Consider the following 13,235-nt stretch of genomic DNA (forward strand, 5'->3'; position numbering starts at 1 on the left):
CAACATGGCATGCGCCAGAAGGTCGTATCCAGTATTAGACCCAATTTCTCAGGCTTATCCCAGAGTCAAGGGCAGGTTACTCACGTGTTACTCACCCGTTCGCCACTAATCCCCCCCCACAAGTGAGGGCTCATCGTTCGACTTGCATGTGTTAAGCACGCCGCCAGCGTTCATCCTGAGCCAGGATCAAACTCTCCGTAAAAAACTACGAACACAACACCACCACCCGGGAAAACAAGCGGCAATGCTGCACAAAATTCGAAACCAGCCAAAAAAACCAGCCACCACAACACACATGGCAACCAGCAAATCCAACCAATCAACAAACAATCGGTATCAAAAAACTTGGCACACTATTGAGTTCTCAAACAACAGAAACCACCGGCACCCGACACAGCCAAACCAGCCACATCATCGCTCCGAAGCAACTTCCCAAACCTACCCCCACCAACACCACCACGCAAATCCGGTCCAACCCCTCCGGTGGATCTCCGATCCGAGGATCAGGAGGAACTCCTTGTCGAGAGGTTCGGCCGGGTGCTGAGTGGCGTCGGCGCGGATCTAAACGATAGCACCGGCGTTTCCAGTATGCAAAGGCGATGCATCCTCCACGGTGGACGGGTACCTCGCGGCCGTCGTCCGGGATCGCTGTCCCTCCCGAGGATCAGGAGGGACAGCGTGGATCAGGACGCCGGCGTGAAGTAGAGCATACCGAGAGGTGGCACACGGACGTCGCTGTGAGCGGGCTGCCCGTGGTGGGCGCCCTCGACGGCCGTGATGCGTCCGCCGTTGCCTACTCCCGAGCCGCCGAACTGTTCCGCGTCGGTGTTGAGGGCCTCGGCCCACTCCCCTGCCCAGGGGAAGCCGACACGGAACCCTTCGTGGGGACCCCCCGCGAAGTTGGCGATGCACACCACGGGGTTGCCCTGGTGGTCCCAGCGGATGAAGGACAGCGTGTTGTGCTCGCCGTCGTTGTCATCGATCCACTGGAAGCCTGCAGGCTCGTTGTCCCGCTCGTACAGGGCGGGGGTCTGCCGGTACACCGAGTTCAGGGATCGTACGAGTTCCTGGACACCCTTGTGGGAGGGGGTGTCCGTCAGCCACCAGTCCAGGCTGCGTTGCTCCGCCCACTCGGACTCCTGCGCGAACTCCGTGCCCATGAAGATGAGCTGCTTGCCCGGGTGCGCCCACTGGAACGCGAGATAGGCGCGCACGTTGGCCAGCTGCTGCCACCGATCGCCGGGCATCTTCCGCAGCAGGGACCCCTTGCCGTGAACCACCTCGTCGTGACTGATCGGAAGCAGGAAGTTCTCCGTGTAGGCATAGACCATCGAGAAGGTCGCCTTGCTGTGGTGATACACCCGGTTGATCGGATCCTCAGCGACGTACTCCAGGGTGTCGTGCATCCACCCCATGTTCCACTTGATGCCGAACCCCAGACCACCACTGCTGGTGGGCCTGGTGACGCCGTCGAACGCGGTGGATTCCTCGGCGATCATGACGATGCCCGGGGCCCGCCGGTAGGCGGTCGCATTGACTTCCTGCAGGAAGGAGATGGCTTCGAGGTTCTCCCTGCCACCGAACCGGTTGGGCCGCCACTGGCCCTCCTCGCGCGAGTAGTCGAGGTAGAGCATCGACGCGACGGCGTCGACGCGGAGTCCGTCGATGTGGAACTCCTCAAGCCAGTAGAGCGCATTGGCCACGAGGAAGTTGCGTACCTCACGGCGGCCGAAGTCGAAGATGAGCGTGCCCCAGTCCTGGTGCTCACCGAGGAACGGATCGCCGTGCTCGTAGAGCGTGCCGCCGTCGAACTTCGCCAGCGCCCATTCGTCCTTCGGGAAGTGGGCCGGAACCCAGTCCATGATGACGCCGATACCGGCCTGGTGCAGACGGTCGATCAGGTACTTGAAATCGTCCGGTGAGCCGAAGCGCGACGTCGGTGCGAAGTAGGAGGTGACCTGGTAGCCCCAGGACCCCCCGAACGGGTGCTCCGCCACGGGCATGAGTTCGACGTGCGTGAAACCCTGCCAGGAGACGTACTCGACGAGCTGCTCGGCGAGCTCTCGATAGCCGAGGCCCTGGCGCCAGGACCCCAGGTGCACCTCGTAGACGCTCATGGGTGCGTTGTGCGGATCGGTCTGCGACCGCGCTTCCATCCACGCCTCGTCGCCGAACACGTGGGTGGACTCCACTACCATGGACCCGGTCAGCGGGGGGACCTCGGTCCCCCGGGCCATGGGGTCGGCCTTCTCGCGCCACTGGCCGTCACTGCCCTGGATCTCGAACTTGTAGCGGGTGCCTGCACCGGCATCGGGAATGAAGATCTCCCAGACTCCCGTGGAGCCGAGCACGCGCATCGCATTCACGCTGCCGTCCCACCCGTTGAAGTCGCCCATGACCCGCACAGCGCGCGCATTCGGCGCCCATACCGCGAAGGACACGCCCTCGATGTCGCCGAGGACGGAGGAGTAGTGGCGGACATGCGCTCCGAGCGCGGTCCACAGCGTCTCGTGCCGACCCTCGCCGATCAGGTGCAGGTCGATCTCCCCGAGCGTGGGCAGGAAGCGGTAGGGATCGTCGACGACGATCGGTTCGCCGTCGTAGGTCACCTCCAGACGGTAGTCGGGAACGTGCCCGGGCGTCTCCGCCTCGAGGGCCCCGACCCAGATGCCGTTGTGCTCGTGACGCAGTTCCGTACGTCCGGAGCCGGTCACGACGACGACGGAGCGCGCCAGCCGCCGCAACGTCCTGATCGTGACGACGTCGTTGTCCGCCAGGTGCGCGCCGAGGACGGCGTGGGGCTGGCTGTAGACACCGTCGGACACCTGCTGCAGCAGTGACTGCTCGACCTTCATGGGAGTGGGCCGGCCCGGAGCGGGCTGGGCCGAGACGGAGGTGGTCCGATCGTCGGAGGCCTCACCGACCGTCTCCTTCACGGTCTCCGTGACACTGTCGGCCAGGGCAGACGCTGCGCCCCTGGCCTTCGATGCAGCGGCCTTCGTCTTCCCGGCCACGGCCTTCGCCGTCTTGGCGGTCTTCTTCGCGACGCTTTCATCGTCCGCGCCCTTGTCCGGCACGGCGTTCTTCGAGGAGTTCATCTCAGCTGCTTTCGTAGCGTCCGCCCCGGGCTGTCCACCCAGAGCGCGTCGGACGTCCCGGACTGGCATTTCGACCCAGTCCGGCCTGTTGCGGATCTCATACACGACTTCGTAGAGCGCCTTGTCGAGCCACAGCGCCCGGAAGAGCGGTCCCTGGGTGTCGACGGGGGCACCGGCATCGGCGGCGTACCCCGCGAGGAACGCCGCCCGCACGGCGGAGGACCACTGCTCGGTCGCCGCGGCCTCGGCGGATCCGACGTCTGCCGCACCGCGGGAGGCTGCGGCGTACTCGAGGGAGCGGACCATGCCGACGACGTCGCGGACCGGGACATCGGGAACACTTCGTTCGGCGGTGGGCCTGAGCGGTTCGCCCTCGAAGTCGATCACGAGCCAACCGCCGTCGGGAGCCTGCAGGATCTGGCCGAGGTGCAGATCGGCGTGGATGCGCTGCAGAGGCGGAATCTCCTCGAGCTGCTCCACGTCGCGGATGATCTGGTCCACCTCGGCGCCGAGCGGCCCCACGGTGTCCCCCGCCTCGTCCCACGCCCACCGGATCCGCTGCGTCAGAGCCTGTCTGAACTCCTTCTTCTCGGCGGCGGTCGCCGTCCTGCTGCCGAACGCGCCCTCGAGCTGCCGGTGGATCCGTGCGACTGCCCCTCCGAGTCCGCGCGCCTCGGCTGTGAAGTCGGTCGCGGTGGCTGCCGCGAGCGTCGCCGTGCGCCACGCGTCGGTGCTTCCCTCGACGAAATCGCGCAGGACGCTCACGTGCCCGGTGACGAGCGTGCCGGGGCGCCCGTGCGCCTCCTGCCACGACCCGGTCACCCAGCCGAAGGTGTCGGGCGTGTCGGTCGAGCCTTGGGCGGTGAGACCCGCGCTGATCTCGACGTCGGGGCTCTCCCCCGAGGCGAGGACGCGGAAGAACTTGACGATCATGGACCCGGGCCCGGTCCCGTAGACCACCGAGGTGTTGGACTGCTCACCCTGCAGGATCTTCACGGGCTGGGACTCGGCAGCTTCCTGATGTTCCGGTTCCTTGATGACGACGCCGGTCAGGTTCCCGTCCGGCGAGCTCTGACCCGTGAGGATGAACCTGACCCAGAACCGCACGAAGTCGGCGTCGTGCGTGGCGTCGTAGGCCCAGCGCGTACCCAGCGCAGGATGCTCGACGCGCCCGATCAGCGCGGCGTCCGCGGCCTCGAGCGGCTCACTCCGGTAACTGATGGGGACGCTGACGACATCCGTGCGCCGTCCGGACTCGACGGCGAGGAAGTGCACCTCGAAGCCGGCGACGCCGGCGGGATCCTCCAGGACGGTTCCGCCGACGACGGTCAGCGCCACGGAGCGCCCCCTCGCCGGGAACCACCGCTGGGAGGGCAGCCACTCGTCGAGGACCTCGGGGATGAACGGAGTGTGGGTGGTCACTGGCTGATGGCCTCCGGGAGGGCGATGACGGGCATCGCCTGGGTGTGCGGGGATGAGGTGTTCGAGTTCGCCGAGCGGACCCGCAGCCAGAAGAAGTCGTGGCTGCCCAGGGTCAGGGTGATCTCGCCGTCGTCGGCGAATGCCGGGAAGACCGCCCCTCCGAACAGGTCCCGAAGACCGCGACCGGCGAATTGCGGCAGCTGCATCCGGGCCGCCACCGGGTGCTGCGAGAGGTTGAAGATGCACAGCACCGACTCCGCCTGCTCGTTCTCGGCGTTGGTCTCGGGGACCTCACGGAGGAAGGCCAGGACGTTCTCGGATTCGACCGGCACATTGCTGTAGGAGCCGAGGCCGAAGGCGGGGTGTGCCTTGCGCACGGCGAGCATCTGACGGACCCAGTGCAGGAGGGAACTCGACGTCGCCATCTGCGCTTCCACGTTCACGTGGTTGAAGTGGTAGACCAGCGACTGCACCACAGGGAGGTAGAGCTTGCCCGGGTCGACCGGGGAGAAGCCCGCGTTGCGGTCGGGGTTCCACTGCATCGGGGTGCGGGAGGCATCGCGGTCCTCGAGCCAGATGTTGTCACCCATGCCGATCTCGTCCCCGTAGTACAGGAACGGGCTGCCGGGCAGGGAGAGCAGGAGGGCGTGGATGAGCTCCACCTCGGCCCGTGAGTTGTCGAGCAGGGGGGAGAGGCGACGGCGGATGCCCACGTTGGCGCGCATGCGGGGATCCGGCGCGTACCAGCCGAGCATGGCCTCGCGCTCCTCGTTCGTGACCATCTCCAGGGTGAGCTCGTCGTGGTTGCGCAGGAAGGTGCCCCACTGGGCTCCGGCGGGAATGTCCGGGGTGTCCCTCATGGTCTCGATGATGGGTGCCGCCTTCTGGTCGCGCAGTGCGTAGAACAGCCGCGGCATGATCGGGAAGTGGAAGGACATGTGGCACTCCGGGCCGTCCTCGTCACCGAAGTACTCGACCACCTCGTCGGGCATCTGGTTCGCTTCGGCGATGATCACGCGCCCGGGATAGTTCTCGTCCACCATGGCACGCAGTCGCTTGAGGAACTCGTGCGTCTTGGGGAGGTTCTCGCAGTTCGTGCCCTCCTCCTCGAAGAGGTACGGGATCGCGTCCGCACGGAAGCCGTCGATGCCCTGGTCGAGCCAGAACCTGACGACGTCGAAGATGGCCTCCTGGACCGCCGGGTTCTCGAAGTTCAGATCCGGCTGGTGGCTGAAGAACCGGTGCCAGAAGAACTGCCGGCGCACCGGGTCGAACGTCCAGTTGGACTCCTCCGTGTCCACGAAGATGATGCGTGCGTCCTCGTACTTCTCGTCGGTGTCACTCCAGACGTAGAAGTCGCCGTACGGCCCGTCGGGATTGCTGCGCGACTCCTGGAACCAGTGGTGCTGGTCCGAGGTGTGGTTCACCGGCAGGTCGATGATGACCCGGACCCCGCGCGCGTGCGCCTCGGCCACCAGACGCTTGAAGTCGCTCAGGGACCCGAACTCGTCGAGCACGTCGTAGTAGTCGGAGATGTCGTATCCGCCGTCGCGCAGCGGGGACTCGAAGAACGGGGGCAGCCAGAGGCAGTCGATCCCGAGCCACTGCAGGTAGTCGAGCTTCTCGATCAGCCCCGACAGGTCCCCCGAGCCGTCTCCGTTCGCGTCCGCGAAGCCCCGCACCAGTACTTCGTAGAAGACCGCCTTGCGATACCAGTGCGGATCATGGGCCAGTCCGGGTGCGTTCAGCTGGAAGGGGTTGACCACTAGCGCTGTCTCCTGATCGAAAGAATATGGGCGGGTTCGACATGGGGGTCGAGCCGTACGTAGTTGCTCTCGCCCCAGCTGAAGGTCTGGCCCGTGACGAGGTCGTCGACGAGGAACAGGCCGTTCCCGTCGAGGTCGGCCGCATCGAGCTCCAGCTGCGACAGGTCGAGCCACACGGTGCTCTCCCGTGTGCTGTGAGGATCGACGTTCACGACGACGATGATCGTGTCCTTGCCCTCGTTTGTCCGCTTGTGCTTGGAGAAGACGAGTGTCGCCGGGTCCGTGCTCGAGTGGATACTCAGGTTCTCGAGGTCCCCGAGCGCCGGGTGGGAACGCCGGATGGCGTTGAGCCGCGTGATGAAGGGGGCGAGGGATCTGCCCTCGGCCTCCGCTCTCTCGTAGTCCCTCGGACGGTACTGGAACTTCTCGTTGTCGATGTACTCCTCGGCGCCCGGCCGGGCCACGTGCTCGAAGAGCTCGTAGCCCGAGTAGACGCCCCACAGCGGGCTGGCCATGGACGCGAGGACCGCACGGATCCTGAACGCCGCCGGCCCCCCGTACTGCAGGTACTCGGTCAGGATGTCGGGAGTATTGACGAAGAAGTTCGGCCGGAAGTACGCGGGTGAGACCTTGCTGATCTCGGTGAAGTACTCCTCGAGCTCCGTCTTCGTGTTGCGCCAGGTGAAGTACGAGTAGGACTGCTGAAAGCCCGCACGGCCCAGGGCGTGCATCATCGGCGGCCTGGTGAAGGCCTCCGCGAGGAAGATGACGTCGGGGTGCTCGGCGTTGACGCGCGAGATCAGCCATTCCCAGAACTGCACCGGCTTGGTGTGCGGATTGTCCACCCGGAAGATCTTCACGCCGTGCCCGATCCACAGCGTCACGACCCGCAGGACCTCCTCCGCGATCCCCTGGGGGTCGTTGTCGAAGTTGATCGGATAGATGTCCTGGTACTTCTTCGGGGGGTTCTCGGCGTAGGCGATCGAACCGTCGACGCGCGTGGTGAACCATTCGGGGTGGCTGGTGACCCATGGGTGGTCCGGCGCCGCCTGCAGCGCCAGATCGAGTGCCACCTCGAGATCGAGCTCGTCGGCCCGGGCGACGAAAGCGTCGAAATCCTCGAACGTCCCCAGATCGGGGTGAATGGCATCGTGACCACCCTCCTCCGAGCCGATGGCCCAGGGTGACCCGGGATCGTCGGGGCCGGCCGTGAGGGTGTTGTTCGGCCCCTTCCGGTGCACGCGGCCGATCGGATGGATCGGGGGAAGGTACACGACGTCGAAGTTCATGGCCGCGACCGCATCGAGGCGCCCGGCGGCAGCGCGGAACGTCCCGGAGATCCACTCGGCGCTCTCGGGGTCGTAGCGGGCACCCTCGGATCGGGGGAAGAACTCGTACCAGGCGGCCCGCCCTGCCAGCTCGCGTTCGACCTCGATCGGATAGTGGCGGGACGCCGTGACCAGCGAGCGGACGGGCGCGCGCCCGATGGCCTCGTGGACCTCGGGAGAGAGCCCGGCAGCCAGTCGTGCCTCGACACCCGCCTCCTGATCCGCCAGCGCACGCGCCGTGGCCCGGAAGAGCGCGGCATCGGCCCCGGATCGCTCGTCGGCCGCGCGGTCGAAGAGGGCAGCGCCCTCGGCGAGCATGAGCTCGGTGTCGACGTCGGCCGCGATCTTGATCGTCGCGTCGTGCTCCCAGGTCCCGAAGACGTCGGACCAGCCCTCGATGGTGAAGGTGTGCCGTCCCCTGGCGGAGGGCCTCAGGGTTCCTGCCCAGCGATCGAGACCCGAACCCACCGGTGCCAGGCGCACACGCTGGACCTCCTTGCCCTCCGGGTCGTAGAGAACGGCGGAGACCCCCAGCTGGTCATGACCTTCCCTGAAGACGGTGGCACCGACGGTGATGTCCGAACCGGGAATGGCCTTCGCCGGGAACCGCCCGTCCTCCACCACCGGACTCACCGCGGTGATGGGGATACGGCCGAAGCGCAGTCCCTCGGGATAGGGGGCGTCAGGGTTCTCGTCACTGGTGGTTCTCACCCTGAAGACGTTAGCGATTGTCGGCCCGATTTCCTAAGGGGATCGCCCCGCTGTCGGACTGTCTCGTCTTGTCCCGGTGATTACGCTCCGATTCTCTTCCCCCGCGTACAAGTGCGCTAGCGTGAACGGGGTGAAGGCAATACGCAGATTTACCGTCCGAACCGTCCTCCCCGAGAGCATTGCTCCACTCGGAAAACTTGCAGGCAACCTGCGCTGGTCGTGGCATCTTCCGACCTCACGCCTGTTCGAGGAGATCGATCCCGCCGCCTGGGCGGCCAGCGGTCACGACCCGGTGTCCTTCCTCGGCTCGGTCACGCGCGACAAGCTTCAGCAGCTCGCCGCCGACGACTCGCTCGTCCAGCGCATCAGGGACCTCGACGCAGATCTCGAGGAGTACCTGACAGGAGACCGCTGGTACCAGGGACTCGGCGACGACGCTCCCCGCAGCATCGCCTACTTCTCCCCCGAGTACGGCATCAGCGCCGTGCTCCCCCAGTACTCCGGCGGCCTGGGCATCCTCGCCGGTGACCACCTGAAGTCGGCCTCGGATCTCGGCGTTCCCCTGATCGGCGTCGGCCTGCTCTACCAGGCCGGCTACTTCAAGCAGTCGCTCTCCCGTGATGCGTGGCAGCAGGAGACCTACCCGGTCCTCGACCCCGACGGCCTGCCGCTGACGCTCCTGCGCGAAGCGGACGGCTCCGCCGCCAAGGTGGTCCTGCCGCTGCCCAACGGACGCCGGCTCGCCGCCCACATCTGGCGCGCCGACGTCGGCCGCGTCCCGCTTCTGCTCCTCGATTCCAATGTCGCCGAGAACGACGACGCAGCGCGCAACGTCACGGACCGCCTGTACGGCGGTGGTGGGGATCAGCGCCTCCAGCAGGAACTGCTGCTCGGCATGGGTGGCGTCAAGGCCCTGCGCATCTTCGAGCGCCTCACCGGCACTCCCGCACCCGAGGTCTTCCACACCAACGAGGGTCACGCCGGGTTCCTCGGCATCGAGCGCATCCGCGAGCTCATGGATCCCGCCAACGAGTCGCCCATGACCTGGGAGGAGGCCCTGACGGCAGGACGGGCGTCGACCGTGTTCACCACGCACACGCCGGTCCCGGCGGGTATCGATCGTTTCGAGCGCTCGCAGATCGAGCACTTCTTCCACGCCGGACTCGCACCGTGTGTGCCCACCGACCGCGTCCTGGCTCTCGGCTCCGAGAACTACGTCGGCGGCGACCCGGACAAGTTCAACATGGCCGTGATGGGACTGCGCCTGGCTCAGCGCGCCAACGGCGTGGCGAAGCTGCACGGCCAGGTCTCCCGCAGCATGTTCTCGGGCCTCTGGCCGGGCTTCGACACGCAGGAGGTCCCGATCACCTCGGTCACCAACGGCGTCCACGTGCCCACCTGGGTCGATCCGCAGATCGCCGATTTCGCACGCTCGACGTTCGGCGCCGAGTCCATCCTCGATCCCGAGTGGACCAGGGTCTACGACGTACCGGACACCGACATCTGGGCGCTGCGGCGGAGGCTGCGCTCCAATCTGGTCGACGACGTCCGCAAGCGGCTGCGGTCCTCCTGGACGAAGCGCGGTGCCGGCGGAGCGGACGTGGCGTGGACCGACTCCGTGCTCGATCCGGACGTGCTGACCATCGGCTTCGCGCGCCGCGTACCGACCTACAAGAGGCTCACCCTCATGCTGCGCGAGCCGGCCCGTCTCAAGGCCCTGCTCCTGCATCCGGAGCATCCCATCCAGCTCGTGATCGCCGGGAAGTCCCACCCGGCCGACGAGCAGGGCAAGCGCATGATCCAGGATCTCGTGCGCTTCACCGACGATCCCGAGGTACGGCACCGGATCGTCTTCCTCCCCAACTACGACATCGCGATGGCGCGCACGCTCTTCCCTGGCTGTGACGTCTGGCTGAACAATCCGTTGCGTCCGCTGGAGGCGTGTGGCACCTCGGGAATGAAGTCCGCCCTGAACGGGGGCCTGAATCTCTCGATCCTCGATGGCTGGTGGGACGAGATGTACGACGGCGACAACGGATGGGCCATCCCCACGGCGGACGACGGCGCGACGGCGGAGGAGCGCGACGACCTCGAGGCCGCGGCGCTGTACGACCTCCTCGAGACCCAGGTGGGTCCCCGCTTCTACGCCAAGGTGCCTGCCGAGGGCGCCGGAGCCGCAGGCCCGTCCGAACCGTCGCAGGACGGCGTTCCACATCAGTGGATCGCGATGATCAAGCACACCATGGCGACACTGGGCCCTGCGGTCTCGGCAGAACGCATGCTGCAGGACTACGTCGAGAAGCTGTACCGGCCGGCCGCCCGTGCCGGTCGTGACGTCGCCGCCGATCACTTCGCGCTCGCCCGACGGACCGCCGCGTGGCGCTCACGCGTCCACGGCAACTGGCCTGCTGTGCAGGTGGAGCACGTGGACTCCTCCGGCGTGTCCGACGAACCCCAGATCGGCGATGAACTGACCATCAGCGCCTACGTCGCCCTGGGCGGACTGGACCCGGAGGACGTCACCGTCGAGGTGGCCTACGGACGGGCCCTCGACAACGACGAGTTGAGCGGGATCTCAGTGAACCAGCTCGAGGCGGGCGACGATCTCGGCAGTGGGCGCCACCTGTTCACCGGTGCCATCAGGATCGATCACTCCGGCTCCTTCGGCTACACGGTTCGGGTACTTCCGCAGAACTCGACCCTCGTCTCGAAGGCGGAGATGGGCCTGGTCGTGAACGCCTGACCGCGCGCTGCCCGGACAGAACGCCCGGACGGACACGGAAAAGCCCGGGACCAGCGGTCCCGGGCTTTTCCGCATCCTGCTTCAGTAGCGGTAGATACGCAGCGAGTTCGGTACGAGCGTCTCCACGTCCCCGGGGCGCACGCGTCCGCCGGGGCACGGGGTCCCGGCGACTGCCGAGTCGAAGACCAGGCTGAACGAGCGGTGCTGCTCCGATCGATCGCCCTTCCCCTGCACCAGGTCGGAAGCGGGGAACCGGACGGGAGCCGGGACGGCGGAACCATTGATCACGACGAGGCCGCTGACAGAGCCTCCCACCGATCCGAGGAGGAACTGGAGTGTCGTGGCCTTCGGATCCTCCCACTCGTGCGCCGTCATCGGCAGTCCCGCGCCACTGAACCACAGCAGCGTGGACTGGTCCGCACGGGACGGGAAACTGCATGGCTGCCGAGAGAGGAAGTCCCGGCGGATCGCCAGCAGCGCGCGCGTGGTCTCCAGCATCCGCCGGGCGGCGTCGTCGTCGGGCCAGTGCACCCAGGCGGTCTCGTTGTCCTGGCAGTAGGCGTTGTTGTTGCCGCGCTGCGTCCGTCCGAACTCGTCCCCTGCCGTCAGCATGGGTACGCCGAGGGAGATGAGCAACGACGCCATCAGGTTGCGGGCGCTCTGTTCCCGGGCGGCGAGGATCCGTGGGTCGTCCGTGGGGCCCTCCACTCCATGGTTGTAGCTGTGGTTGTGATCGTGTCCGTCGCGGTTGTCCTCGCCGTTGTCCTCGTTGTGCTTGCGCTCGTACGCGGTGAGATCGGCGAGGGTGAAGCCGTCGTGTGCTGTCACGAAGTTGACCGAGCCCAGCGGGCTGCGGCCGGAGGCTGCGAAGGCGTGGGAGGAACCGGAGAGGCAGCCGGCGAGGCGTCCGATCGAGGTGCCCGAACCGCCGTCGGCGACCGTGGCTGCGTCGTGCAGCCAGAAATCGCGTACGGTGTCCCGGAAGCCGTCGTTCCAGTCCGCCCAGCCGACGGGGAATCGCCCGGTCTGCCAGCCGTCGTGACCGAGGTCCCAGGGTTCGGTGATGAGCTTGGTTCCACGCAGCGCCTTCGATGCCTTGGCGGCGACCAGGAACGGATGCCTCGTCGAGAATGCGTTGTGCTCGTCACGGGCCATCGTCACCGCCAGGTCGAAGCGGAAGCCGTCGATCCGGCATTCCTCCACCCAGTAGCGCAGTGAGTCGAGTGCGAACTCCATGACGTGGGGCCGGGAGAAGTCCAGACTGTTGCCGCACCCGGTGGTGTCGACGTAGCGGCCATCGTGGTTCCGGTAGTAGTCGAAATCTCCCAGGCCGCGCCAGCTCAGGGCCGGCCTGCCCTGGTCGCCCTCGGCGGTGTGGTTGTAGACGACGTCGAGGATGACTTCGAGCCCGGCCTCGTGGAGTGCGCGGACCATGTCCTTGAACTCGGTGAGCACTGCGGCCGGTCCTGCCGCACGGGCCGCCTCGGTCGCGTAGGAGGTGTGGGCGGAGAAGAATCCCAGGGTGTTGTAGCCCCAGTAGTTGCTCAGGCCCAGGGGCGCCAGGTGCGGTTCGTCGATGTGGAACTGGATCGGAAGGAGTTCGACGGCGGTGACACCGAGCTCACGCAGGTAGGAGACCATCGCGGGATGGGCCAACCCCGCGTAGGTGCCCCGCAGCTCCCGGGGTACCTCGGGATGCAGCTTCGTCAGCCCCTTCACGTGGGCCTCGTAGATCACGGTGTCCCGCCATGCGGTGCCGGGCCGCTCGCTGGTGCCCCAGTCGAAGGCATGCTCGAGGAACACCGAGTAGTAGGACGGCGACGCGGCGTCGGTCACGATCGTCTCGAGCGCCCGGGAATACGGGTCGAGGAGCAGCTGGGTCTCACCGGGAGCGCCGGGAAGTTCCTCGCCCGTGGGCCAGAACGCATAGAGAGCTCCCTGATCCACGGGACCGACCACGCCGTGATGCACACCGCCGTCGAGCCCCACCAGTGTGTCCGAGGTCCAGGTGCCGTCCGGCCTGCGCCAGTGCACGTCCATGGATGCGATTCCGGGCGCCCACACCGCGGCGTTCACGTGCGTGGCGCGGCCCTTCTCGATGGCATGGAGCCCGAGGGGGAACTCGCGGGAGACTCGCGAGGGCAGCAGTACCGATTGCGTCATCATG

Annotated in this window: 5 protein-coding genes and 1 rRNA gene; 1 reads left to right on the plus strand and 5 read right to left on the minus strand. The window is 66.7% G+C overall.

Annotated elements, in window-relative coordinates:
- The 4 genes from E8P82_RS12815 to E8P82_RS12830 form a co-directional block, all read right to left on the minus strand.
- A 16S ribosomal RNA gene (locus E8P82_RS12815) occupies window positions 1-202 on the minus strand; the annotation flags it as partial.
- A gap of 481 nt (window positions 203-683) precedes the next feature.
- A complete protein-coding gene (gene glgB / locus E8P82_RS12820; RefSeq protein WP_136455436.1) occupies window positions 684-4,520 on the minus strand; it encodes a 1,4-alpha-glucan branching protein GlgB in 3,837 nt (1,278 codons plus the stop codon).
- The gene (gene treS / locus E8P82_RS12825) at window positions 4,517-6,286 is read right to left on the minus strand and encodes a maltose alpha-D-glucosyltransferase (RefSeq protein WP_136455438.1); all 1,770 of its coding nucleotides are present in this window, start codon (window positions 6,284-6,286) and stop codon (window positions 4,517-4,519) included. Before treS ends, glgB begins: the two co-directional genes overlap by 4 nt.
- Window positions 6,286-8,325 carry an alpha-1,4-glucan--maltose-1-phosphate maltosyltransferase gene (locus E8P82_RS12830; protein ID WP_136455440.1) on the minus strand — a complete coding sequence of 680 codons (2,040 nt, stop codon included), beginning with the start codon at window positions 8,323-8,325 and terminating at the stop codon, window positions 6,286-6,288. Before E8P82_RS12830 ends, treS begins: the two co-directional genes overlap by 1 nt.
- Before the next feature lie 130 nt (window positions 8,326-8,455).
- Between E8P82_RS12830 and glgP the strand changes: the two genes are divergently transcribed.
- Complete coding sequence (gene glgP / locus E8P82_RS12835) at window positions 8,456-11,068, plus strand: alpha-glucan family phosphorylase (RefSeq protein ID WP_211096878.1); 2,613 nt, start codon at window positions 8,456-8,458, stop codon at window positions 11,066-11,068.
- Window positions 11,069-11,149: 81 nt separating this feature from the next.
- Here the strand turns inward: glgP and glgX are convergent, their stop codons facing one another.
- Window positions 11,150-13,234, minus strand: coding sequence for a glycogen debranching protein GlgX (glgX, locus tag E8P82_RS12840; protein ID WP_246021354.1), 2,085 nt, complete (start codon window positions 13,232-13,234; stop codon window positions 11,150-11,152).
- Between the last annotated feature and the right edge of the window lies 1 nt (window position 13,235).

It is taken from the genome of Arthrobacter echini (assembly GCF_004803505.1).
Lineage (GTDB): Bacteria > Actinomycetota > Actinomycetes > Actinomycetales > Micrococcaceae > Arthrobacter_D > Arthrobacter_D echini.